Annotated in this window: 20 protein-coding genes; 14 read left to right on the top strand and 6 right to left on the bottom strand. The window is 55.3% G+C overall.

The window, feature by feature from the left end; all coding sequences use genetic code 11:
• Positions 1 to 29 precede the first annotated feature (29 nt).
• Positions 30 to 1,859: an ABC transporter ATP-binding protein gene (locus JIG40_RS10075; RefSeq protein WP_199465291.1), complete on the top strand. Its 1,830-nt coding sequence runs from the start codon at positions 30 to 32 to the stop codon at positions 1,857 to 1,859.
• 48 nt (positions 1,860 to 1,907) lie between these two features.
• On the opposite strand, the gene JIG40_RS10070 is transcribed toward JIG40_RS10075, so the two are convergent.
• The 3 genes from JIG40_RS10070 to recQ form a co-directional block, all read right to left on the bottom strand.
• Positions 1,908 to 2,267, bottom strand: a complete 360-nt coding sequence (locus JIG40_RS10070; RefSeq protein ID WP_199465290.1) for a hypothetical protein — start codon at positions 2,265 to 2,267, stop codon at positions 1,908 to 1,910.
• Between the two features lie 102 nt (positions 2,268 to 2,369).
• Entirely contained in the window at positions 2,370 to 2,672 is a 303-nt protein-coding gene (locus JIG40_RS10065) for a DUF3630 family protein (RefSeq protein WP_199465289.1), read from the bottom strand.
• Positions 2,665 to 4,500, bottom strand: a complete 1,836-nt coding sequence (gene recQ / locus JIG40_RS10060; RefSeq protein ID WP_199465288.1) for an ATP-dependent DNA helicase RecQ — start codon at positions 4,498 to 4,500, stop codon at positions 2,665 to 2,667. Before recQ ends, JIG40_RS10065 begins: the two co-directional genes overlap by 8 nt.
• A 239-nt stretch (positions 4,501 to 4,739) precedes the next feature.
• Between recQ and rarD the strand changes: the two genes are divergently transcribed.
• From rarD to ggt, 4 genes are all read left to right on the top strand, one after another.
• Complete coding sequence (rarD, locus tag JIG40_RS10055; RefSeq protein ID WP_047463186.1) at positions 4,740 to 5,657, top strand: EamA family transporter RarD; 918 nt, start codon at positions 4,740 to 4,742, stop codon at positions 5,655 to 5,657.
• Positions 5,658 to 5,864: 207 nt separating this feature from the next.
• Positions 5,865 to 6,665 carry an AraC family transcriptional regulator gene (locus tag JIG40_RS10050; protein WP_024374646.1) on the top strand — a complete coding sequence of 267 codons (801 nt, stop codon included), beginning with the start codon at positions 5,865 to 5,867 and terminating at the stop codon, positions 6,663 to 6,665.
• 72 nt (positions 6,666 to 6,737) lie between these two features.
• Positions 6,738 to 7,406, top strand: a complete 669-nt coding sequence (locus tag JIG40_RS10045) for a LysE family translocator (RefSeq protein ID WP_047463183.1) — start codon at positions 6,738 to 6,740, stop codon at positions 7,404 to 7,406.
• 89 nt (positions 7,407 to 7,495) lie between these two features.
• Complete coding sequence (gene ggt / locus JIG40_RS10040) at positions 7,496 to 9,250, top strand: gamma-glutamyltransferase (RefSeq protein WP_199465287.1); 1,755 nt, start codon at positions 7,496 to 7,498, stop codon at positions 9,248 to 9,250.
• A gap of 714 nt (positions 9,251 to 9,964) precedes the next feature.
• Here ggt and uvrD read toward each other — a convergent pair.
• A complete protein-coding gene (uvrD, locus tag JIG40_RS10035) occupies positions 9,965 to 12,139 on the bottom strand; it encodes a DNA helicase II (RefSeq protein WP_055453349.1) in 2,175 nt (724 codons plus the stop codon).
• A gap of 317 nt (positions 12,140 to 12,456) precedes the next feature.
• Between uvrD and JIG40_RS10030 the strand changes: the two genes are divergently transcribed.
• The 4 genes from JIG40_RS10030 (at position 12,457) to JIG40_RS10015 (ending at position 14,897) form a co-directional block, all read left to right on the top strand.
• A complete protein-coding gene (locus JIG40_RS10030) occupies positions 12,457 to 12,717 on the top strand; it encodes a DUF2282 domain-containing protein (RefSeq protein WP_199465286.1) in 261 nt (86 codons plus the stop codon).
• A gap of 78 nt (positions 12,718 to 12,795) precedes the next feature.
• Positions 12,796 to 13,659 (top strand): DUF692 domain-containing protein, encoded by an 864-nt coding sequence (locus JIG40_RS10025; RefSeq protein WP_024374243.1) that lies wholly within the window; start codon positions 12,796 to 12,798, stop codon positions 13,657 to 13,659.
• A complete protein-coding gene (locus JIG40_RS10020; RefSeq protein WP_199465285.1) occupies positions 13,656 to 14,423 on the top strand; it encodes a DNA-binding domain-containing protein in 768 nt (255 codons plus the stop codon). Before JIG40_RS10025 ends, JIG40_RS10020 begins: the two co-directional genes overlap by 4 nt.
• 27 nt (positions 14,424 to 14,450) lie before the next feature.
• Entirely contained in the window at positions 14,451 to 14,897 is a 447-nt protein-coding gene (locus tag JIG40_RS10015) for a DoxX family protein (RefSeq protein WP_233931090.1), read from the top strand.
• Here the strand turns inward: JIG40_RS10015 and JIG40_RS10010 are convergent.
• Together JIG40_RS10010 and prlC are read right to left on the bottom strand one after the other, a co-directional pair.
• Entirely contained in the window at positions 14,881 to 15,111 is a 231-nt protein-coding gene (locus tag JIG40_RS10010; RefSeq protein WP_020332520.1) for a hypothetical protein, read from the bottom strand. The genes JIG40_RS10015 and JIG40_RS10010 overlap by 17 nt on opposite strands.
• A gap of 115 nt (positions 15,112 to 15,226) precedes the next feature.
• Positions 15,227 to 17,269, bottom strand: a complete 2,043-nt coding sequence (gene prlC, locus JIG40_RS10005) for an oligopeptidase A (RefSeq protein WP_199465284.1) — start codon at positions 17,267 to 17,269, stop codon at positions 15,227 to 15,229.
• A 279-nt stretch (positions 17,270 to 17,548) separates the two neighbouring features.
• On the opposite strand from prlC, the gene JIG40_RS10000 reads away from it, so the two are divergent.
• The 5 genes from JIG40_RS10000 (at position 17,549) to JIG40_RS09980 (ending at position 23,974) form a co-directional block, all read left to right on the top strand.
• Positions 17,549 to 18,388 carry a 23S rRNA (adenine(2030)-N(6))-methyltransferase RlmJ gene (locus JIG40_RS10000; protein WP_199465283.1) on the top strand — a complete coding sequence of 280 codons (840 nt, stop codon included), beginning with the start codon at positions 17,549 to 17,551 and terminating at the stop codon, positions 18,386 to 18,388.
• A 144-nt stretch (positions 18,389 to 18,532) separates the two neighbouring features.
• Positions 18,533 to 19,888, top strand: coding sequence for a glutathione-disulfide reductase (gorA, locus tag JIG40_RS09995; RefSeq protein ID WP_100268426.1), 1,356 nt, complete (start codon positions 18,533 to 18,535; stop codon positions 19,886 to 19,888).
• 168 nt (positions 19,889 to 20,056) lie between these two features.
• A complete protein-coding gene (locus JIG40_RS09990; RefSeq protein WP_020433576.1) occupies positions 20,057 to 20,479 on the top strand; it encodes a MarR family transcriptional regulator in 423 nt (140 codons plus the stop codon).
• A 16-nt stretch (positions 20,480 to 20,495) separates the two neighbouring features.
• The gene (locus JIG40_RS09985) at positions 20,496 to 22,400 is read left to right on the top strand and encodes an FUSC family protein (protein ID WP_199465282.1); all 1,905 of its coding nucleotides are present in this window, start codon (positions 20,496 to 20,498) and stop codon (positions 22,398 to 22,400) included.
• 422 nt (positions 22,401 to 22,822) lie between these two features.
• Positions 22,823 to 23,974, top strand: coding sequence for an efflux RND transporter periplasmic adaptor subunit (locus tag JIG40_RS09980; protein WP_020332514.1), 1,152 nt, complete (start codon positions 22,823 to 22,825; stop codon positions 23,972 to 23,974).
• Positions 23,975 to 23,977 lie beyond the last annotated feature (3 nt).

The following is a 23,977-nucleotide window of genomic DNA, read 5'->3' as shown; positions in this document are numbered from 1 at the left end:
ACTACTCCTCAAAGAGCAAGGTCACTTTCATGTTTCACTGGTTTGAAAATCTCACCAACGCGTTTCCGGATCACGAGCCGCAACAACCGCCCAAAACCCTGTTTGGCTTCTGCCGTTATTACACGCGCGGGTTTGAAAAACCGCTGCTGCTGATGTCACTGCTCAGCGCCTGTGTGGCGATCGCAGAAGTCACGTTGGTGCGTTACATGGGTGAACTGGTCGACATGCTGAGCAACAGCTCGCGCGCCAACTTCTGGGCGGAAAACGGCAGCGCACTGCTGTCGATGGCACTGCTGGTGTTGGTGGTGATGCCGGTGCTGGCGTTTGTGCACTCCAACCTGCTGCATCAGGCGATTCTCGGCAACTACCCGATGTCGATTCGCTGGCTGGTGCACCGTTACCTGCTCAAACAGAGTGTTGGTTTTTTTCAGCGTGACTTTGCCGGGCGCGTGGCCACCAAAGTGATGCAGAGCGCCCATTCGGTGCGCGAAGTGGTGATGAAACTGGTCGATCTGTCAGTGTACATCGCGGTCTACTTCGTCTCCATGCTGGTGATGATTGCCAGCGCCGACGACGTGTTAGTGCTGCCGATTCTGGCGTGGCTGTGTCTGTATATTCTGATCCAGGTGTTCTTTATTCCGCGCCTGAAACGCATCTCTACCGCTCAGGCCGACGCACAGTCGAGCATGACGGGCAGCATCGTCGATACTTACACCAACATCACCACCGTGAAGCTGTTCTCGCATTCGCAGCGCGAAACCCAACACGCGCAAAAAGGGATGAAAAACTATCTGGCGACGGTGTATCAGCAGATGCGCACCCTCACCAGCCTGCTCTACAGCGTGGATTTGATTAACTACCTGCTGCTGTTTTCGATGGCGGCGCTGTCGATTCATTTGTGGCTGGCTGAAAGCGTAACTGTCGGCGTGATCGCGATTGGCATCAGCATTGCGCTGCGCCTGCAAGGCATGTCGAAATGGATCATGTGGGAAATCCGCGGCATGTTTGAAAGCATCGGCATGGTGATCGACAGCATCAACACCATCGCCAACGACATTGAAATTGAAGACGCGACGCACGCCAAACCGCTGGCTGTCACCCAAGGCGACATTCGCTTCCATCAGGTTGGTTTTCAATACAACGACCAGAAAGCGGTGTTTGACGGGCTCGATCTGCACCTCAAACCGGGCGAGAAAGTCGGCATTGTCGGTCGCTCCGGCGCGGGCAAATCCACGCTGGTGAACCTGCTGCTGCGCTTCTACGATTTAAACGCCGGCCGGATTGAGATCGACGGTCAGGACATCGCGCAGGTCACGCAAGAATCGCTGCGCCAGCAAATCGGCATGATCACCCAAGACACGTCACTGCTGCACCGCTCGATTCGTGAAAACATTCTCTACGGCAACCCGCACGCCAGCGAAGAAGAGCTGATGCACGCCAGCCGTCAGGCCGAAGCGCACGATTTTATTGAACTGCTGAAAGATGAAAGCGGCCACTCGGGCTACGACGTGCAAGTGGGCGAACGCGGGGTGAAACTGTCCGGCGGTCAGCGCCAGCGCATCGCCATCGCGCGCGTACTGCTCAAAGACGCGCCGATCCTCATCATGGACGAAGCCACCTCTGCGCTGGACTCGGAAGTGGAAGCGGCGATTCAGGAGAACCTGGACAAGCTGATGGAAAACAAAACCGTGATTGCGATTGCGCACCGTCTGTCGACGATTGCCGCCATGGACCGTTTGATTGTGATGGACCAGGGCCAGATCGTGGAGCAAGGATCCCACCAGGAACTGCTGGCGCAAAACGGCGTGTACGCGCAGTTGTGGGCGCACCAGACCGGCGGTTTTATCGGCGAAGCCTAACTGATGAGACAGAAAAGCCCCGTTTGGGGCTTTTTTTTTGTGCGTCCGCTAGGCCTCTTCCGCGCAATGCATGCGATGAAAAACGCGGTGAATGCTCGGCGCAAACAGTGTGGCGAGCGCAACGAAGAATACGGTTTCGATGAACAGGCTATAAAACGCGAGAAACAGATGCAGCGACGCCGACTGGTGAAAATCCGCCACCGGATACGGCAGCTCCAGCCCGCTGACCATCGACAGCGCATTGAGCCACGCCTGCACAGCAGTGAGTTCCGCCAACAGCAGAAAACCGAGCACGCCCGGCAACAGGCCCAGCAGCAACAAACCCAGCGCGATCAGCGCGTAACGGATACAGCGCCCGATAAAACGCTCAAACGAAATGACATCCTGATGAATGGATTCCAGACGCATGGTGCTCTCCTTGTTCTAAGCCGAATAGGAGTAGCATAAGCGTTGAAAAATAAAGAAAAAGGGAAATGGCGGCGAGATGGAACAGCCGTCGCGCTTTGGCACTCAGATGCCGCGGCGCAGGAGACTGGCGATAAAATCGAGCTCTTCTGTGGCCAAGCCTTCCCCCATGGCTTCGAGCCACACACATTCACTGTAGTGTTCGGCACGCAGCATCAGGTGGCAGCCTTCAAAATCAATCAGCCACGAATGCAAATCGGCATCGCTCTGCTTTTCCAGCACGCGCGCCGACAAGCGCGCGACCAAACGCTCACCGAGCGGCGGAAAGGAGTCAAAATCAAACGCGGGTGTTGCCACAATCAGGCGGCCGTCAATGGCCAGATAATCACGTAAACCAAACTCAGCCATGATAGGTCAGATGCTCCTGAATTAAATCCAAAAACGGGTCGGCGTATTTTTCCAGTTTGCGCTGGCCCACACCGCTCACCGCCAGCATTTCGCCATACGATGTCGGCAGAATGTCCGCCATATCAATCAAAGTCGCGTCACTGAACACCACGTACGGCGGTAACCCTTCTTCATCGGCAATCGACTTACGCAGCTTGCGCAGTTTGGCGAACAGTTTCTTGTCGTAGTTTTTGCTCGACAGTTTATCCGCTTTGGCCGCGCGCACCGCGGTATCCAAACGCGGCACCGCCAGTTCCAGCGACATATCGCCGCGCAGCAGCGGACGCGCTTCTTCGGTCAGTTGCAACGTCGAGTTGCGCGTGATGTTCTGATGCAGCATGCCTTTGTGAATCAACTGGCGGAAGATACTTACCCAGTAGTCGTGGCTGTGATCGCGCCCGAGCCCGTAAGTCGAAATCTTGTCGTGGCCATGCTCGCGAATACGAATGTTCTGCATGCCGCGCAGCACTTCCACCACATAGCCGATACCAAAGCTCTGATTGACGCGATAAACACACGACAGCGCTTTGCGCGCCTCTTCGGTGGCATCGAAATGTTTGGGCGGATCGAGGCAGATATCGCAGTTGCCGCACGGCTTGTCGCGATATTCGCCAAAGTAGTTGAGCAGCACCTGACGGCGGCAGGTTTGCGCTTCGGCAAAGTTGCTCATGGCGGTCAGCTTGTGGGTTTCGACCTGCTTTTGCGGGCCGTCGCTTTTCTCATCCAGAATACGGCGCAGCCAGGCAATATCTGCCGGGTCATACAGCATCACGGCTTCTGCGGGCAAGCCATCGCGGCCGGCGCGGCCGGTTTCCTGATAATAGGATTCGATGTTGCGCGGAATATCAAAGTGAACCACAAACCGCACGTTGGGTTTGTTGATGCCCATGCCGAACGCCACGGTGGCGACCACAATCTGAATGTCGTCGCGCTGAAACGCTTCCTGCACATACGCCCGTTCATCGGCGTCCATCCCGGCATGATAGCCGGCGGCGCGAATGTGGTTGTTGCACAGTTTTTCCGTCACCATTTCCACTTTCTTGCGGCTGCCGCAGTAGATGATGCCGCAATGGCCTTTTTGCGTGTCGAGGTAACGAATCACCTGCGACACCGGCTTGTGTTTTTCCATCAGCGTGTAGCGAATGTTTGGCCGGTCAAAGCTGCCGAGATAAACGTGCGGGTCAGTCAGATTGAGGCGCGACAGAATGTCGCTGCGGGTGGCATCGTCGGCGGTCGCCGTCAGTGCCATGATCGGCACCTGCGGAAACTGCTGTTTGAGCTGGCCAAGCGCCGCGTATTCCGGGCGGAAATCGTGTCCCCACTGGGAAATACAGTGCGCTTCATCGACGGCAATCATCGCCAGCGGCAGGTTGTGCAAACGCTCGATAAATTCGCCAGTCAGCACGCGCTCTGGCGACACATACAGCAGCTTGAGTTGGCCGGAATGCATGCGATTGTAAATGCCAATCAGCGCCTCGCGGCTCTGGGTCGAGTTGACGCACTCCGCTGCCACGCCGTTGGCTTTAAGCTGATCGACCTGGTCTTTCATCAGCGAAATCAGCGGCGAAATCACTACCGTCACGCCTTCGCGAGCCAACGCCGGAATCTGATAACAGAGCGATTTACCACCGCCAGTGGGCATGATCACCAGCGAATCACGACCCGCAACGGCCGATTCGATCACTTCCTGCTGACCATCACGAAAAGTCTGGTAGCCAAACACATCGCGCAGAATGGTCTGCGGATCGGGCAACGCGTCGGATTGTTCAGCGATTAAAGTAGCGGTCATGCTGGGTCTCAGTGGCGGTCTGCAAACAGACGATTGGGCATTTCAATAAGCCGGATATTGTAGAGGCGTTTAGCGGTGAATTAAACCGCTATTGGCAAAGTAATTGCGCCGCAAGCGTGGGCAACATGCTCAGGCCAGAACGTGCGCTGGCGCATAATGGTTCGAGGAAAACGATTTGCCCTGTATACTGCCCGGTAACTCGCCACCCTTCGGTGCGCGATCTTAGTGAGAAGTAAAGCATGACACCCGAAGAACAACAAAACGCCAAAAAAGGCGTGATACTGGCCATCAGCGCCTACACCATGTGGGGCATTGCGCCCATCTATTTCAAAGCGATCAGTTCGGTTTCCGCTCTGGAAATTCTCAGTCACCGCGTGATTTGGTCTTTCTTCCTGCTGGCCGCGCTGCTGCATTTCGGCCGTCAATGGCGCAGTGTAGTGAGCGTATTCCGCGACAAAAAGAAGATGGTCTATCTGCTGACCACCGCGCTGCTGGTCGGTGGCAACTGGCTGATTTTTATCTGGGCGGTCAACGCCAATCACATGCTCGACGCCAGTTTAGGTTATTACATCAACCCGCTGCTCAACGTGGTGCTCGGCATGCTGTTTCTCGGCGAACGGCTGCGTAAATTGCAGTGGTTTGCGGTGGCGCTGGCAGCCATTGGCGTCGCCATTCAGTTGGTGGTGTTCGGCTCGGTGCCGATCGTGGCGTTCTCGCTGGCCATCACCTTTGGTTTGTACGGCCTGCTGCGTAAAAAAGTCGGCGTGAATGCGCAAACCGGCCTGTTTATTGAAACGCTGGTACTGGTGCCTGCGGCGGCGATTTATCTGTTGTGGATTGCCGACTCGGCCACCAGTTCCATGCTGGCGAACGACTGGCACCTCAACCTGCTGCTGATCTCAGCCGGTATCGTCACCACGCTGCCGTTGCTGTGCTTTACCGGCGCGGCGACTAAGCTCAAACTCTCGACGCTGGGCTTTTTCCAGTACATCGGCCCAAGCCTGATGTTCCTGCTGGCGGTATTGGTGTACGGTGAAAACTTCAGTGCTGACAAAGCGATTACCTTTGCCTTCATCTGGAGCGCGCTGGTGATCTTCAGTGTCGATGGTCTGACCCAAGGGCGCAAACGATCATTGGCCAACGTGGTCGCCAAGTAACGCGGCGGCGAAGCGCCAGCGCACAGAAATAATTTCGCGCTAACGCCATTCAGCGCTGAAAACACATCGCGACAGTGGGTGATCGTTTTTTACAAGACAAACGGCGCCCGCCTCGCTACGCTAGAAGTGTTTGACGACTTTTTCACCACTGTTTCACTCTATGGCGTGCCGCTGCGCATGCCTTCAGCGCCGGGCACACACATCATCATGGACAAAGTTCGCTACAGTACCACCCCTCATCAGGCGATCAGTCTGATTGAAGCGGACTATCATGAGTTCGCGTTCGAGCGCCATTATCACCTCGATTTTCACCTTGGGCTCATCACTCAGGGGCAGCAGCGTTTTCTCCATCAGGGCACACATCACAACGTCGGCCACGGCGAGCTGGTGATCATGCCACCGGATGAACTGCACGACGGCCGTTCACTGCTCGATTCCGGCTATCAGGTACGCGTGTTCGCGATTGAACCCGAATGGTTTCACCAAACGCTCGAACTGAGTAAACCCAGCGATGTGATGAGCTTTGATCGCCTGATCGTCAGCGACCAGCAAGTGTTTGCGTCCCTGACCCAGTTGCATCAGAAACTGGCACAGCCGGATTTGTGTCAGCTCGCCAAAGATTGCCTGCCTTATGAAGGGTTTTCCGGTTTAGTGTCGCGCTATGGAGCCATCAAAGAAAAAGATGCCGTCGCGCTTGGCACCCAGTCGCTGGCCACCTTAAAAGAGTATCTGCTCGCCAACCTCGATCAGGCCGTGCGCTTAGAGCAACTGGCCACCTTGTGCAATCTCACGCCAACACAATTGCAGCGCCATTTTAAAGCGCGCACCGGCATGACGCCGTATGCCTGGCTGACCCGCCTGCGTCTTGAGCAAGGCATGAAGCTGGTGAAAGCGGGACTGCCCGGCACCGACGTGGCTCATCAGGTCGGCTTTTACGATCAGGCGCATTTCACCAAAGCGTTCAAACACACCTACGGCGTCTCTCCTTCCGCGGTCAACTCGCACTGAGTGTCAGAATTTTACAAGCGGCGCGAACGCGCGCTTGGCACAATGACGACATCTGTTGTTGGAGATCCTTTCATGAATGAAGCCAGTATTCTTATTACCCTTGCGACGGTGCACTTTATCGCCCTGATGAGCCCCGGCCCCGATGTGGCGTTAGTGGTTCAAAATGCCACGCGTTATGGCCGCCAGACCGGTGTCTACATTGCCCTCGGTTTGTCGTTCGGCATTTTACTGCACTCGCTGCTGAGCCTGACCGGCGTCAGTTATCTGGTGCATCAGCAGCCTCTGCTGTTTGCCCTATTGCAGTTGTGCGGCGGCAGCTATCTGCTCTATCTCGGCAGCGGTGCCCTGCGTGCGACGCTGGCCAACTGGTCACAAGCCCCGGGAGAGTTATCAAGCAAACCGGAGCTGCTGCTGAGCAATAAACGTCAAGCCTTCTCGCGCGGCTTTATGACCAATATTCTTAACCCGAAAGCGCTGGTGTTTTTCGTCAGCCTGATGTCGACCTTGGTGCCAGCAGGCATGTCACTGGGTGGCAAAAGCCTGGCCTTGCTGATCTTATGGAGCCTGTCGCTGCTGTGGTTTGCCGCTCTGGCGTGGATGCTGTCAACCCAGCGTTTGCAGCGTAAATTGCAGGCCGCCAGCCGTTATATCGATCTGCTGTGCGGCGCGATCTTCACCCTGATCGGCGTGATGATTCTGTGGCAATCACTGACGGGCTTGCTCGGTTCACCTCAATTCTGAGTCAAGGTTGCATATTTATCATCTTTGGCTAGAAAAACACCACGTCCACTGCCACTCTGAATGTTGACCATTACAACAAGGAGAAGAGTATGCAGTGGACTCTCGCAACGCTCGCCACGTCAGGGCTGATATTTTCTTTCGCCGCGCAAGCCGCACCGAATCAAGTCACCGACGCGATTGCACCTGAGCAAAGCAGCGGACTGGCAAGCAAACAACTGGTGAAAGCCCAGAACTGGATGGTGACCGCGGCCAACCCGCTCGCCGCCGAAGCGGGCGCGCAAATTCTGCGCGATGGCGGCAATGCCATCGACGCTATGGTGACGGTGCAGCTGATGCTGGGCTTGGTCGAACCGCAGTCGTCCGGCATTGGCGGTGGCGCCTTCCTGGTGTATTGGGACGCCAAACAAAAAGCGCTCACCACCTTTGATGGCCGCGAAACCGCGCCGCTCGATGCGACGCCGCAGCTGTTTCTCGACAGCGCCGGCCAGCCGCTGAAATTTTACGATGCCGTGGTCGGTGGCCGCTCCGTCGGCACGCCGGGCACCGTCAAACTGCTGTGGGAGACGCATCGTCTGTACGGCAAAATGGCCTGGGCGCGCCTGATTGAACCGGTGGTCAAATTGGCACAAGAGGGGTTTGAAGTCAGCCCGCGCCTTGCCACGCTGATTGCCGACGATCAGCAGCGTTTGAGCCGTTTCCCCGCCACCAAAGCCTATTTCTTTCAGCCCGATGGCTCGCCGCTGACCGCAGGCACTGTGCTGAAAAACCCCGAGTACGCCGCCACGCTGAGCGCCATCGCCCAGCGCGGTGACAAAGCGTTTTATCAGGGCGAAATCGCCGAAGACATCGTCCACACGGTTCAGACCGCGATGGGCAATCCGGGTGTGCTGGCGCAGCATGATTTCGATGCTTACCAAATCAAACAACGTGCAGCCGTGTGCGCGCCGTATCAAAGCTATCAGGTGTGTGGCATGGGGCCGCCAAGCTCCGGCGCACTGACCGTCGGCCAGATTCTGGCACTGACCGAGAAATATGACCTCAAAGGCTGGGGCGCCAGCAGCGCCAAATCGTGGCAGGTGATTGGTGATGCCTCACGACTGGCGTTTGCCGACCGCGGCTTGTACATGGCCGATCAGGATTATGTGCCGATGCCAACGCAAGGACTGCTCGACAGCGGGTATCTGGCGCAGCGCGCCAAGCTGATTCAGCCGGGCAAAGCCCTGACCAGCGCCGAAGCCGGCACGCCACCTTGGCAACATGCGATGCTGCAAAGCCCCGATCAGTCCATTGAACTGCCGTCCACCAGCCATTTCAACATCGTCGACCGTGACGGTAACGTGGTGTCCATCACCACCACCATCGAAAACGCGTTCGGCTCCCGTCTGTTTGTACGCGGCTTTTTGCTCAACAACGAACTGACCGATTTCTCCTTTGCGACCCACGATAACGGCCGCCCAATCGCCAATCGTCTGGAGCCGGGCAAGCGGCCGCGTTCTTCGATGGCCCCCACGATTGTGCTGCACAACGAGCAACCTTACTTAGCCATCGGTTCACCGGGTGGCAGCCGCATCATCGGCTATGTGGCGCAGGCGTTGATTGCCCATCTGCAATGGGGCATGGACATTCAGCGCGCGATTAACCAGCCGCATGTGCTCAACCGCTTTGGTGAAACCGATGTCGAACAGGGCACCCAAGCGGAGCAGCTCAAACCGGAACTGGAGAAGATGGGCGTGAAAGTCGCCGTGCGCGATCTCAACTCCGGCTTGCACGCGATTCGCATCACAGCGCAAGGTCTGGAAGGCGCGGCGGATCCTCGTCGTGAAGGAGTCGCGATCGGCGAGTGATCCTTGCGTAATCGATCGCCCCACCGCTTTGTAAGAGATCTCGCACAAAGTAGTGGGGTAATCTCGCTTTTTATCTGGCAAAAAGGACAGAATAAAATCGTAAGTGGTTGTTTTTAAATAAACTCCATGTGTTAGAGCAAAATAAATCGCTACGTAATCGATTTCCTCACATTGCCCCGCAGAGCGAAATCCGTAAGATGAATTGTGTCGGAAGGATGCTGACACGGAACAGGAAATCACTACGGATTGGTGATCTTCAGGAAGAAGATACGGTTATTCAGGATGAATGATCGGCAAGGATAGCAAACAGGACATTGAACGGACTCAATCGTTACCAGGAAGGCGACGACAAGGGAATGACAATGGACTCCTCTGGACGAGGCAAGGACTCAGCATCAGGATGATGCCAAGGACACCGCTCAGGGAACAAGTGATGAGAGCTAACCAGGATAGTTAGCAGATCAGGAAGATCAAGGACACCGCTAGGATGGCGATGAACGGATTACGCTGACGGATACAGCATACTTATCAAGGAATAGATGCAGGGAGCACCTATTAGTAGCCGGATTGCTGCGAGTAAGACTATAACCCCGAAGGGCTTTGGCCCCTCGGGGTTTTTCTTTTGCTATCGCTCAAAAATGGCGTGTTATCCGTCGGCGGCGGACATAAAAAACCCGGTACACTGACCGGGTTTTTCGTGACTCATCCGTCGGGTCAGACTTTTTCCAGCTTGGCGTAAGCCGTCACCAACCACTTGATGCCTTCGCCATTAAAGGCGACCTGCACGCGGCTTTGCGGACCGCTGCCTTCAAAGTTAATGATGGTGCCTTCACCAAATTTCGGATGCTGTACACGTGAACCAAGGGTAAAGCCAGTTTCGTTGAAGTTCTCTTTCACCGCGCTCTGGCTGAAACGGCCGCTGCTGGCCGGACGGCTGACTTGCGCTTTCATGCGTACTTCATCAAGGCAGGTTTCCGGCAACTCGCGAATAAAGCGCGATGGCTTGTGGTATTTGTCCTGACCGTACAGACGGCGCATTTCCGCGTAAGTGATGTACAGCTTCTGCATCGCGCGGGTCATGCCCACGTAGCACAGGCGGCGCTCCTCTTCGAGGCGTCCCGCTTCTTCAGCCGACATCTGGCTGGGGAACATGCCCTCTTCCACGCCAACCATAAACACCAGCGGAAACTCCAGACCTTTCGCACTGTGCAGCGTCATCAGCTGCACGGCATCGTCGAATTCATCCGCTTGCCCTTCACCCGCTTCCAGCGCCGCATGGGTCAAAAACGCGGTCAGCATGGTCATTTCGTCCGCTTCTTCCGGTTTTTCAAACTGGCGAGTTGCGGTAACCAGTTCTTCCAAGTTTTCAATGCGCGCTTTGGACTTCTCGCCTTTTTCCTGCTGGTACATATCAAACAGACCCGAAGTCTTGATCACATGGTCGGTTTGGCTATGGAGCGGCATCTCGGCGCTGTCATCTTCCAGCGCGTTGATCAGTTCAACAAAACGGCTCAGTGCCGAGGCCGCGCGGCCCGTCAGCACTTTTTCGTCCAGTAGCTGCACACTGGCTTCCCACAAGGTGCAGCCGCGATCGCGCGCCGCAAAGCGCACGGTATCCAGCGTCTTATCGCCCAGACCACGGGTTGGCGTGTTGACCACGCGCTCAAAGGCGGTGTCGTCGTTGCGGTTGTTCATCAGGCGCAGATAGCTCAGCGCATCTTTGATTTCCTGACGTTCGAAGAAGCGCATGCCGCCGTAAATGCGGTACGCCAATCCGGTTTGCAGCAGGGCTTCTTCCAGTACCCGCGACTGGGCGTTGTTGCGGTACAAAATCGCGCAGTCATTAAGAATGCCGCCTTTGTCCTGCCACTCTTTGATTTTACCTACTACAAAACGCGCTTCATCCAGCTCGTTGTACGCCGAGTAGACCGAAATCGGCTCGCCGACGTTGCCGTCGGTCCACAGCTCTTTGCCCATGCGTTCGGTATTGTTAGCGATCAGGGTGTTGGACGCTTCGAGAATGGTTTTGGTCGAGCGGTAGTTCTGTTCAAGACGAATGGTGTTCACGCTTGGAAATTCCAAGGTGAATTTCTCAATGTTTTCCACTTTCGCCCCGCGCCAGCCGTAAATCGACTGGTCGTCATCGCCCACGATCATCACGTGCGACTCCGGCCCCGCCATCATGCGCAGCCACGCGTATTGAATGTTGTTGGTGTCCTGAAATTCGTCGACCAGAATGTGCTTAAAGCGCGCCTGATAATGTTCGCGAATGTGTTTGTTGTCGCGCAGCAGCTCGAGCGCGCGCAGCAGAATTTCGGCGAAATCGACCAGCCCCGCGCGGTCACAGGCATCCTGATATGCGGTGTAGAGTTGCAGGTAAGTCTGAGTCACCGGATCGCGATACGCGTCGATGTGCGCCGGGCGCAACCCTTCGTCTTTCTTGCCGTTAATCCACCACGACACCTGACGCGCAGGCCACTGTTTGTCGTCCAGATTCTGCGCTTTGATCAGGCGTTTCAGCAGACGCTGCTGGTCATCGCTGTCGATGATCTGAAAATCTTCCGGCAGTTTGGCATCAAGATAATGGGCGCGCAGAATGCGGTGGCAGATGCCATGGAACGTACCGTTCCACATCCCGGACGAACTGCCCATCATCAGTTCTTCAATACGGCCGCGCATTTCCGCCGCCGCTTTGTTGGTAAAGGTCACGGACATGATGGAAAAAGGCGAGGCCTGTTCAACCGACATCAGCCAAGCGATGCGGTGCACCAGCACCCGGGTTTTGCCACTACCGGCCCCTGCCAGCACCAACAGGTTTTCAAGCGGTGCAGCCACCGCTTCGCGTTGTTTGTCGTTTAAACCGTCAAGTAAAAGAGAGGGATCGATCATGGCTTAGCTACTGGTTATTTATACATAATTTGAACGATTATACCCCTAAACGCAGCGAGACCCAAGCGAGCGAAATTTCCCTCGGATTTCCCCTCTCCTCGCACAAAATTTCTGCTCTCAGGTAAAAAAGATCAAAAATTTTCCCACATAAAATTGTTCGATAAATCATCACCTTAATTATCAATTTCATCAATATTTCACTTTTTCCTATTTTCGTTGTGAAAGTTTTCTGCGCGCCTGCCTCTCTTTTTGGGTAAGCAAGCCACAACAACGGCCTGCGACAATAACGACCAAGGAACAGTCTCGAGGAAATGAAGATGAAAAAATCAAACCTAGCAGTCACAGCAGCAATCACTGGCCTACTGGCAATGGGCGGCACTCTGTTGACCGCAGCGCCAGCCGCCGCCGCAGAGAAAGAAAAATGCTACGGCGTGGCGAAAGCGGGCAAAAATGACTGCGCGACCAAAGCCAGCTCCTGCGCAGGCACGTCAAAAATGGATCATCAGAAAGATGCGTTTGTCGTGGTACCAAAAGGTCTGTGCGACAAACTGGCTGGCGGCAGCACCATGGACAAGTAACCGCACTCTGCGACTTGAGTGCGCGGCGCTGGCGGCGCACTCGATTTCTCTCCCTGACCCCGCGATAAGGACACGCCCATGCACTCAACGCACTCTCACCCTCAGGTCGGCGTGGGGTTACGCAGCCCACACATGAACCATTTTCTCAGCCAACCGACCCCGTTGAACTGGCTGGAAATTCACAGTGAAAACTATTTTCAGCCTCACGCCCCGGCCAGGCGCGATTTGCGCCGCCTGCGTGAGCGCTACGACATCAGTTGTCACGGCATCGGCTTGTCACTCGGTTCGGTGGCGGCGGTCAATACGCAACATCTGGCGCAGCTCAAAACGTTAGTCGATGACATCGACCCCATCCTGATTTCCGATCACCTCAGCTGGAGCGAAAACGGCGGCCACTATTTTAACGACCTGCTACCACTGCCCTACACCGAAGAAGCGCTGGCGGTGTTTTGCCGCAATGTCGATCAGGTGCAACACGCACTGGGTCGCCCGCTGCTGATTGAGAACCCGTCCAGCTACCTGCGTTTTTCCCACTCAACCATTCCGGAGTGGGAGTTTTTGCGCGCGGTGCAACAGCGCACCGATTGCCGTTTGCTGCTCGATCTCAACAACGTGCATGTGTCCGCGTTTAACCATGGCTTTGACAGCCAGACATATCTTGATGCCATTCCCGCCAGTGCGGTGGAGGAAATTCATCTCGCGGGTTACTCCGTCAAAACGCTGCCGCAGGGCGAAATCTGGATTGATACGCACAGCCGACCGGTGAGCGATGCGGTGTGGCAACTGTTTGAACGCTGGTGTCGTCAACACGGCACGCGCCGCACCCTGATTGAGTGGGATCTGGATATTCCAGCGCCTGAAGTCCTGCTGGGCGAAGCGCACCAAGCGGCCGCACGCCTGCATGCGATTGATGCCGAACGCGGCATAAGGAGAGCCTCATGACGCTGGCGCAATTGCAGGCGCAGTTTGCCCGCGGCCTCAACTATCAGGCGGGCGGCGACGAGTGCGCGATTATCGCGGACGGTTTAAGCGCCGATGAGCGACTGCAGATTTATCGCAACAACCGTGTGATCAGCCTGAGCGAAGTGCTCGAAGCCACCTATCCGATGCTGCTGGCGGTGCTGGGCAACGAGTGTTTTGCCGCGCTGGCACGCGAATACGTGCTGTCGCATCCGCTGACCCGTGGTGATGTCAGCCGCTATGGCGAAGGATTTTCGGCTGTGATTGAACGTGCGCAGCCCGTGATGCAGGCCGCGCCGTATGCCACGGCACTGGCGCGGTTTGAATGGGCGCTTGACCACGTGCAGCAACAATACGCACAGGCACCGCGCAATGACTATCAGCCACTCAGCACGCTGAGCCAGGTCGCGCCGGAACAGCAGACACAACTGGTGTTTGAGTTAGTGCCGTGGGCCGCACCATTTTGCGCACCGTTTGCGCTGTTTGATTTGCAGCGTGCGATTCGGGATGACGACTTTAGCCAGCTCACTTTAAATGCGCTTCAGTCGGGGATCATCGCCTGCACTGCCGATGGCGAGCCGTGGACACAAGCGCTGGATGAGCCGACTTATCAGTTGTTGCTGGCGATGCATCATCGCGCGCCGTTGGGGCAGATTCATCCGGATGCACTGGCGGCGTTGCCCGCCATCATGGCGATGGAGATTGTCGCCGGCTTTCGTGTAGCCGCCCCCAATACCCACGATTAAATTAAGGAGCCCGACATGTCTGACTTCATGCACCGTTATCAAGCCCTGTGCCATTGGCTGCAACGCGACTTCGCCAGCCTGGTTTTACTGCTGTGCCGCGTCTGGGCTGGCTGGGTGTTCTGGCAATCAGGGCTGAGTAAAATCGCCAACTGGGACAGTACGCTGTACTTGTTTGAACTGGAATATCAGGTCCCGCTGCTACCGTGGCAGCTTGCCGCGTATCTGGCAACCGGCGCCGAACTGGCGCTGCCGCTGCTGTTGATTCCGGGGCTTTTCGGTCGACTCAGCGCACTGGCCCTGTTTGCGGTCAATGCGATGGCGGTGGTGTCGTATCCGCTGTTGTGGCAACAAGGATTTACCGACCACCAGCTGTGGGGATTAATGTTATTGATGGTGTTCGTGTGGGGACCGGGTCATCTGTCGCTGGATAACTGGCTGAGCCGCAAGTGGCAGCGCGTTATTCTGCAGAATTGAGATCGTCTTTCACCGAGTTAACCGCATCGCGCGTCGCATGCCCAATCGCTTTGGTGGTGTCGCGCGTGGCATGGCCAATGGCTGTCGCCGCATCACGGGTCGCGTGACCGACGTCGGTGCCTGCCTGTTTCATTTCGGCACAGCCCGCCATCGTCAGTAACGCACTGACCGATAACGTTTGAATCCACAACTTAGCGCGTTTTGTCGTTTGCATGGCGAATCTCCAACTAATCCATAGGGTCGCGTAATATCCTTTACTCTAACAAATAACCCCGCTCAATGGAGCGGGGTTATTGTCATGCTTTGGTTAACTGCGCCAAGATCGCGACTCAGGCTGCAATGCCGGCGTGGCGCAGCAGCGCATCGATCTGCGGTTCACGGCCGCGGAAGCGTTTGAACAGCTCCATCGGCTCTTCGCTGCCGCCCATTTCAAGAATGTTATTGAGGAAGCTCAAACCCGTTTCGCGGTTGAAGATGCCCTCTTCTTCGAATCGAGAGAACGCATCGGCCGACAACACTTCAGCCCACAGGTAGCTGTAGTAACCCGCGCTGTAGCCGCCAGCAAAAATATGGCTGAAACTGTGCGAGAAACGATTCCATTCCAGGCTTGGAAGCACCGCCACTTTCTTCTTCACGTCGGCGAGCGTTTCCAGCACTTTCGGGCCTTGTTCCGGATCGTATGTAGTGTGCAGGGTGAAATCGAACAAGCCGAATTCCAATTGACGTAGAATAAACATTGCAGACTGGAAGTTCTTCGCAGCCAGCATTTTTTCCAGCATCGCTTTTGGCAGCGGTTCACCGGTTTCGTAGTGACCGGAGATAAACGCCAGTGCCTCTTCTTCCCAGCACCAGTTTTCCAGGAACTGACTTGGCAGCTCGACCGCATCCCACGGCACACCGTTGATGCCAGACACCGAACCCACCTCAACTTGCGTCAACATGTGGTGAATGCCGTGGCCGGTTTCATGGAACAGCGTGACCACTTCATCATGGGTAAACAGCGCCGGTTTGTTGCCCACCGGACGGTTGAAGTTACAGGTCAGGTACGCGACCGGCGTTTGCAGCTCGCCTTCGCCATTAATGCGACGCACGCGGCACTCATCCATCCACGCGCCGCCACGTTTGTGTTCACGGGCGTACAAATCGAGGTAGAAGCTGCCACGCAGTGTGCCTTCGCTGTCGAAAATATCGAAGAAACGCACCGATTCGTGCCAGGTATCGACACCTTGGCGCTCTTTCACTTCCATACCGAATACGCGATTGAGTACTTCAAACAGGCCACTCACCACTTTGTGTTCCGGGAAGTAAGGGCGCAGTTCTTCGTCTGAAATATCAAACAGATGCTGCTTTTGTTTTTCACTGTAGTACGCGATGTCCCACAGGTTCAGCGCCGTCACGCCAAACTCTTGCTCGGCGAACTGGCGCAGCTCTTCCACTTCGCGCTCGCCCTGCGGCTTGGCTTTGGTGGCGAGGTTATTCAAAAAGCCCAGCACCTGCTCTGGCGATTCGGCCATTTTGGTCGCCAGCGATTTTTCGCTGTAGGTGTTGAAACCGAGCATGCGCGAGATTTCGTGGCGCAGTTTCAACTGCTCGGCAATGATTTCGCTGTTGTCCCATTTCCCGGCATTCGGACCGCGATCCGAGGCGCGGGTCACATACGCTTCGTACAGTTCCTGACGCAGCGCCTGGTTGTCGCAGTAGGTCATCACCGGCAGGTAAGACGGAATATCGAGTGTCAGCAGGTAACCTTCCAGCCCTTTGGCTTCTGCCGCTGCTTGCGCGGCCGCCAGCGCCGATTCCGGCATGCCTGACAGCTCACTCACGTCCGTGACGTGTTTGGTCCAGCCCATGGTGGCATCAAGCACATTGTTAGAGAATTTCGAGCCCAGCTCCGACATGCGTTTGCTGATTTCGCCGTAGCGTTTTTGCTCTGCCGCTGGCAGGCCGATGCCCGACAACTCGAAATCACGTAGGCCGTCAGTGATGGTTTTCTGCTGCGCGCGGCTCAATGTGGCAAACGCTTTGCTGGCTTTGATCGCTTTGTAGGCCTCAAACAGCCCTTTGTGCTGACCGACCCACGTGCTGTATTCCGACAAAATCGGCAGGCAGCTTTCGTAGGCATCACGCAGCTCATCGCTGTTCATCACCGAGTTCATATGGCTGACCGGCGACCAGATACGGCTTAAGCGATCATCCACTTCTTCAATCGGCGCAATCACGCTCTCCCAGCTCGGCTCGGCGTTGCCTACCAGCACCGCATCAATGCGCGCGCGGCAATCTTCAATCGCCTTCTCAACCGCTGGCTTGACGTGTTCCGGTTTAATCGCAGAAAACGGTGGCAAATCCGTAAAGGTAAGAAGTGGATTAGACATATAACGTTCCTTTTAATAAAAGAGAGTACGTGACGAACCATCACGATACCTGAAGTCATGGATGCTGGCGCAACGCGGCAGCCGGCGCGGCTAAGCACCTAAAATAATTCGATGATTTGCTGAGCGTACGTTATCAATAAGTCACTACGCCAGCAAAGAAGGATATGGCTATTACGTTAATAGATATAGTCAGGTTCAGCAATTTTCAATACTGGCGTATAATCGGGCGAACTGTTTTTTGAACTGACCAGCACCTGGTTTCGGGTGAGAGAGCGCAATTTGTTAAGTTACCGACACAGTTTCCATGCCGGAAACCACGCAGATGTGGTGAAACACATCGTACAGAGCCTGATCCTGTCTGCCCTGCAGCAGAAAGACAAACCCTTTGTCTACCACGACACGCACTCGGGTGTCGGCCGTTATGATCTGACCCACGAATGGTCAGAAAAAACCGGTGAATACAAGCAAGGCATCGCCCGCCTGTGGCAACAAACCGAGGTTCCGGAAGACATTCACTGCTACCTCGATGCAATCAAAGCGCTCAACGACGATGGCGAGCTGCGTTACTACCCGGGTTCACCGCGTGTGGCGCGTGCGCATCTGCGCAGCCATGATCGCATGGTGCTGACGGAGCTGCATCCGAGCGATTACCCGCTGCTGGAGCAGGAGTTTCACCGCGATCGTCAGGTGGCGATTTTCAAAGAAGACGGGTTTGCCCGTCTGAAAGGCAGCCTGCCGCCGAAAGAACGCCGTGGTCTGGTGCTGATTGACCCACCGTATGAGCTCGCCAAAGAGTATCGTGATGTGGTACAGGCGATCGCGCAAAGCTACAAACGTTGGGCGACCGGCATTTACGCTATCTGGTATCCGGTGGTTAACCGCTGTGACATCGATGACATGATTGAAGGCCTGCAAGGTCTGGGCATTCGCAAAATCTTACAAATTGAACTCGGCGTGTCACCCGACACCAACGAGCGCGGCATGACCGCCTCTGGCATGATTGTCATCAACCCGCCGTGGAAACTGGAAAGCCAGATGCAGAGCATTCTGCCGTTCCTGAAAGAAGCAATTGCGCCGGCCACCGGTCACTATAAAGTGGAATGGATTGTTCCTGAATAAGGTCGCGACCGCTCAAAATTACTCAGCGACTGAGGATTGTAATTTGGCAATCCACCCCAACTAACCTAGATTAGGTCGTTGGATACATGCATAACAGAGGCTTGGTGCGGACCTGTTCGCGATGAGCCCAAATTGGAGAAAGTAATGGCAACACATTTTGACTATATCTGTATCGGTGGCGGCAGCGGCGGTATCGCCTCAGCCAACCGTGCAGCCATGTACGGCGCCAAAGTCGCCCTGATTGAAGCCAAAGACCTTGGCGGGACCTGTGTGAACGTCGGCTGTGTGCCGAAGAAAGTGATGTGGCACGGCGCTCAGGTAGCAGAAGCGATGAACCTGTACGCGGCAGATTACGGTTTTGATGTGGACGTGAAACACTTCGACTGGGCCAAACTGGTGGAAAGCCGTCAGGCGTACATCGGTCGTATTCACCAGTCTTACGATCGCGTGCTGGGCAACAACAAAGTGGAAGTGATTCGCGGCTTTGCCAAATTTGTCGATGCAAAAACCGTGGAAGTCAATGGGGAGCACTACACCGCCGATCACATTCTGATCGCCGTTGGTGGCCGCCCAACCATTCCCAACATTCCGGGTGCCGAATTCGGTATCGACTCCAACGGTTTCTTTGAACTAAACGCGCAGCCAAAACGTGTCGCGGTCGTCGGCGCGGGTTACATCGCGGTGGAAATCGCGGGCGTACTCAACGCACTGGGCACCGAAACGCACCTGTTCTGCCGTAAAGAGTCGCCACTGCGCAGCTTTGATCCGATGATCATCGACACGTTAGTGGAAGTGATGGCGGCAGAAGGCCCGCAACTGCACACCCACAGCGTGCCAAAAGAAGTGGTGAAGGAAGCCGATGGCAGCCTGACCCTGCATCTGGAAAACGGCGAAAGCTGCAATGTCGATACTCTGATTTGGGCCATTGGCCGTCACCCAGCGACCGACGCGATTAACCTCGCGGCGACGGGTGTGGAAACTAACGCGCAAGGCTACATCAAAGTGGATGCTTACCAAGCCACCAATGTGGCTGGCATTTACTGTGTCGGCGATATCATGGAAGGCGGTATCGAACTGACGCCTGTGGCCGTGAAAGCGGGTCGTCAGCTGTCTGAGCGCCTGTTTAACAACAAGCCGGATGCGAAAATGGATTACGACCTAGTGCCGACCGTAGTGTTCAGCCACCCACCAATCGGCACCATCGGCCTGACGGAAACCGACGCGATCGCGAAATTCGGTGCAGACAACGTGAAAGTTTACCAATCGGGCTTTACGGCCATGTACACCGCAGTGACTCAGCACCGTCAGCCATGCAAAATGAAGCTGGTGTGCGCAGGACCAGAAGAAACCGTGGTTGGTCTGCACGGCATCGGTTTTGCGGTGGATGAGATGATTCAAGGCTTTGGCGTCGCGATGAAAATGGGCGCCACTAAAGCCGATTTCGACTCTGTCGTCGCGATTCACCCGACGGGCAGTGAAGAATTCGTTACCATGCGTTAATGCATTAAGCATTCATTTGGCGTGGCGTACGCCAAGAGATATCAAAGCCCTGCACTTGCTGCGGGGCTTTTTTATGCCTGCTGTTTGGCGTTCTGGTTAAATCGCGCGTTGATTCTGCTCGACTTTCCCCATATAGTTTGAATTCAAACTATATCAATCAGAACTATTATGTCCCGACAAAAATTTGGAATTCAGTTTTCTATTGCGGCCCGTCTGTGGCGCCGTCATCTCGATCAACGCCTTGCGCAGGCAGGCATCAAAGACATCAGTTGGGCACCATTGCTGCACCTGGATGAGTTTGGTGATGGTATCAGCCAAAAAGATTTAGCGGCATCAGTCGGCATGGAAGGCTCAACCCTAGTACGCTTATTAGATACGCTGGAGCAGAAAGGTCAGATTGAACGTCAGGCGGATAGTCATGATCGCCGGGCAAAACGCATTTATCTGACTGACGCCGGGCGCGAACAAGTGAGCGCGCTGCGTGCAGAGCTGCTGCAGATAGAAACGGAGATGTTGGCGGATGTGTCCGATGAGCAGATTGACGTGATGCTGGAAGTACTCGACGGACTGATCACCAAATTCAAGCATTGATTGCTGAGGGCAAATCATGAAAGCTCAACTTGCAAATCTGGGACTCGATTCCGGACGTTTTGCCTTTGCACTGCGCACTGCGCTGGCGTCGTGTCTGGCACTTTTTATCGGCTGGAAGCTTGGTCTGGAGCATCCACAATGGGCAGCGATGTCTGTATGGGCGGCGTCGCAACCGGGGCGCGGTATGCTGGTGGAAAAAAGCCTGTTCCGTTTTGTCGGTACCGTGATTGGCACTCTGGTCGGGGTTGCGCTGGTGTACCTGGCGGGTGACAACATTCTGCTGCTGGCTCTCGGCTTATCGTTGTGGGTCGGATTGTGCGCCGGTGCGGGCAATGTGATTCATGGTTTGTTCAGTTACGCGACGCTGTTGTCTGGCTACTCGGCCTCGCTGGTGGCGCTGCTCGGTACCGCCAATCAGACCAACATGCTTGAGCTCGGCATGGACCGCCTGCTCACGGTACTGACGGGCGTTATCATCGCTCTGCTGGTCGGCCTGATGTTTGCCCGTAAAAGTGATGAAGATGCATTGGTGTGGCGGGTGCGAACCCTGACTATTTCCGTTCTGCAAGCTCTGTTACAGCACGCGCGTCAACAGCCGTTCTCGCAACCGCTGGAGCACCTGATGCTCGAGGCCGCGCAGATCGAAGAAGCGCTGGAGCCGCACAGTGCCGGTTCGCTGCGCTCAAGACGTTCGGTGCAGTCGCTGCGTTCGGTGGTGTTTTCTCTGATCTCGATCCTGACCTGGCTGACCCATCAACGCACCCGGATTGACGGCGAGGAATTCGTGACTCAAATCCAGCAGGCGATCAATGTGCATGAGCTGCAATCCCCGCTCGAACAGGTCGTGGCGCATTTAAAACTGGCGAATGAAGCGTGTGATGATCTGACGCTGTCGCAAGCCCTGACCGAACTGGGCCAAGCGTTAAGCGGACGTCACACATTTCGTGAACGCGGTAAACTCGACAACTATTCGGTCAGCGGTAATGTGGTGCTGCACCGAGATTGGGTCGGCGCCAGTCAGGCGATGTACCGCACCACCAGCTTAATGGTCATGCTCGGCCTTGGCTGGGCGTTATCAGGCTCGCCGGTTGGCGCGTACGTATTGCTGGGAGCATCGGTGATGGTGACGCTGTTTTCCACTTTTGAAAATCCAGCGCTGATTATGACCCACATTTTCTGGTGGCAGCTGGTCGGCGCGGCCGCAAACCTGATTTGTCAGTTGTGGCTATGGCCGCTGGCCGCCAACGAGTGGCAGATGCTGCTGATGATGGTTCCGTTTATTCTGCTGGGCGTGGTGCCATTTGCTCACCGTCGCCTCAGCTCCGGTTCGATGGATTATTTCATGATCTTTCTGCTGCTTTCTCATCCGCAGCAACCTTACAGCGCGGACAGCACCCATGCCATCGTGATGGCTCTGGCAGTGGTGGCAGGTCCGATGCTGGCGCTGCTGGCGTTCAAACTGATTTTCCCGACCAATCTGGTGCGCCGACAGCAGCTGCTCATGGAAGCGATGTGGCATGCTCTGCCGAGCCTGATTCAACACGGCACGCCGTTTAATTTCTGGCAGGCGCGCATGAAACACCGGGTATTAAAGCTGATCGCGATGACACGCAAAAACGGCCTCAACTGGGCAGAACACAGTGAGACCGGGCTGACTCTGGTGCTGCTCGGCCAGTGCCTGCATCATTGGCAACAAATCGCCAGCCATAGCACCAGTGAATACCACCAACAACGCCATCAGGTGTGGTTAAAGCGGCTGCAACATGCATTGAATCAGTCGCCGCAGGCCACCATTGAACTGCTGCACCGTTATGCGCGCCAGGAGCAACAGCGCACTCCGCAACCCAGCCTGATGGCTGAACGCGCGGCGCTGCGCCTGAGTGAGTATCTACCCCGATGGCAACGGCTCAAACGTCGCTGAGCGCTTCTCTCCCAAGCGGTTCTTGCCTACAAAGAGCCGCTTTCCTCCTTTTAGAGCACCCTTTTCTAAGAATGAGAAAAATGCCAGAGAACAAAAAATGCAAATGCATCAAAGTGCATTCAGTGCGACAATCATTCGCTCAAAATGGTCGCAAAGTAGACACCCAAAATTAATTGTCCGTTTGTATAGTAAAATTTACTTGTCCATTTGTGCAATAAATGACAGAGTTCTGTCAGCAGCCAATTCATTACGATTCTTAACCCGTTGTTAACTGTGGTTACATTATCTTGTCGAGAGGCATTGCGATTTTTTAGCATTCTCACAAAGACATTTAAGCCTGTGAATCTGAGTGGTGGGTTGTACGTATACCAGAATGGATCACTGAGTTTAATGCGTTCGAAGTGGTAAAGGAGAGAGAGATTATGGGCGACGGTAAAGCCTTTTCTAAACAATGGCTAACCGCAATTGTTGCCGCAGTTGCGCTTGCTGGATGTCAGCCAGAAGCCACACCACAAGCCGCCAGTAACGGCGCACCGCCGCCAGTTGCGGTGGATGTGGTCAAAATCAACACCCAACCCGTTGAAGTCACCAGCACACTGCCGGGCCGTACCAGTGCATACCGCATTGCCGAAGTACGTCCGCAAGTGAGCGGTATTGTCACCAACCGCCTGTTTGTTGAAGGCAGCATGGTGAACAAGGGCGATGTTCTGTTTGAACTCGATCCTTCAACCTACAAAGCGGCGCTGGCCAGTGCCAAAGCCAACTTAGCCAAATCAGAAGCAACTCTGGCTCAGGCTGAATTCCAGGCGAAGCGTTACCGTGAACTGGTGGCGAAGAAGTCTGTCAGCCAACAGGATTACGAAGATGCACAGGCGAGCTACAAAGAGGCGCTAGCGTCGGTAGAAGCATCAAAAGCCAACGTGAACTCTGCGCAAATCAACTTAGGTTACACCAAAATTGCCGCGCCGATTTCAGGTCGCATTGGCCGTACGCTGATCACCGAAGGTGCGCTGGTTACCGCTAACCAAACTGATGCGCTGGCCACCATTCAGCAATTGGATCCGCTGTATGTTGACCTGTCTCAGCCAAGTAATGAACTGCTGAAGCTGCGCCAGTCAGCGGGTAAAGGCAATCAAGAGCTGAGTGGTATTGAGCTGTTCCTGGATGACGGTACGCCGATTGAACAGCGTGCGACGCTGCAATTTGCTGAAGTATCGGTGAACGAGAAAACCGGTACGGTAAACGTGCGTGCAACCATTCCAAACCCGGATCAGTTCCTGTTACCTGGTCTTTATGTGCGTGCCTCGGTTCCGACTGAACACCGCGATGACGGTATTCTGATCCCTCAATCTGCAGTCAGCCGCGACGCGCGTGGTCAGGCTTCGGTCCTGATCGTTAACGATCAGAATCAGGTTGAGAGCCGCAACATTGTTGCAAATCGCACGATTGGCAACCAATGGCTGGTGGACTCAGGTCTGAACGCGGGTGAACAAGTGATTGTAAAAGGTCTGCAGAAAGTTCGTGCGGGCAGCAATGTCACTCCTAACGTCCTGGAAGCTTCTAAGGAACAATAAGAC

Origin of the sequence: Vibrio sp. bablab_jr001 (genome assembly GCF_016464285.1) — a bacterium.
Taxonomy (GTDB): domain Bacteria; phylum Pseudomonadota; class Gammaproteobacteria; order Enterobacterales; family Vibrionaceae; genus Vibrio; species Vibrio fluvialis.
The sequence above is the reverse complement of the archived record's forward strand: the minus strand, read 5'-3'. Positions and strand labels throughout refer to the sequence as shown.